The following is a 1,051-nucleotide window of genomic DNA, read 5'->3' on the forward strand; positions in this document are numbered from 1 at the left end:
CGATCGCGATGTGGTGCCGGTCCTGATCGACGGCTTGAAGCGGGTGGAATACCGCGGTTACGACTCGGCGGGCATCGCCGTGTTCGACGGCGCGCAACTGCGCCGGGTGCGCCGGACCGGGCGCGTGGCGGAGATGGAGGCGGCGGCGCAGTCCGAATCGTTCAGCGCGCAGATCGGCATCGGCCACACCCGCTGGGCGACCCACGGCGGAGTGACGGAGGCCAATGCGCACCCGCACATCAGCTTCGGCGAACTGGCGGTGGTGCATAACGGCATCATCGAAAACCACGACGAACAGCGCGAGCGGTTGCGCGCGGCCGGTTATGCGTTCGAATCGCAGACCGACACCGAAGTCATCGCCCACCTCATTCATTCGTATCTGAAGCAGGGCCACGACCTGCTCGCGGCGGTGCAGGCGGCGGTGCGCGAGCTGGTCGGCGCCTACGCGATCGCGGTGGTGAGCCTCAACGAGCCGGGCCGGCTGATCGCCGCGCGCATGGGCTGCCCGCTGCTGGTCGGCCTGGGCGAGGGCGAGAACTTCGTCGCCAGCGACGTGTCGGCGATCGTGCAGGCCACGCGCCGGGTGATCTTCCTGGAAGAAGGCGACACCGCCGAAGTCACCCGCGCCGCAGTGCGGGTGTTCGACATCGACGGCGCGCAGATCGAGCGCGAAGTGCATCTGTCGGACGTGTCGCTGGCCTCGCTGGAGCTGGGCCCGTACCGCCACTTCATGCAGAAGGAAATTCACGAGCAGCCGCGCGCGATCGCCGACACCATCGAAGCGGTGATCGACAACAACGGCTTCAGCGCCTCGCTGTTCGGCGCCAAGGCCGACGAGGTGTTCGCCGGCGTCGAGGGCGTGCAGATCCTGGCCTGCGGCACCAGCTATTACGCGGGATTGACCGCGCGCTACTGGATCGAGGCCATCGCCGGATTGCCGTGTCAGGTCGAGATCGCCAGCGAGTACCGCTATCGCGCCGCGGTGGCGAACCCGAAGCAGCTGATCGTGACGATTTCGCAGTCCGGCGAAACGCTCGACACGATGGAAGCG

The 1,051-nt window shown here is 67.6% G+C and carries 1 protein-coding gene; it reads left to right on the forward strand.

Annotated features, from left to right (window positions below):
- A partial coding sequence (glmS, locus tag ACIQU6_RS45085; RefSeq protein ID WP_403488599.1) for a glutamine--fructose-6-phosphate transaminase (isomerizing) occupies positions 1-1,051 on the forward strand: 1,051 nt, incomplete at both ends.

It is taken from the genome of Streptomyces sp. NPDC090442, from assembly GCF_044769405.1.
In the GTDB taxonomy this organism is placed as follows: domain Bacteria; phylum Actinomycetota; class Actinomycetes; order Streptomycetales; family Streptomycetaceae; genus Streptomyces.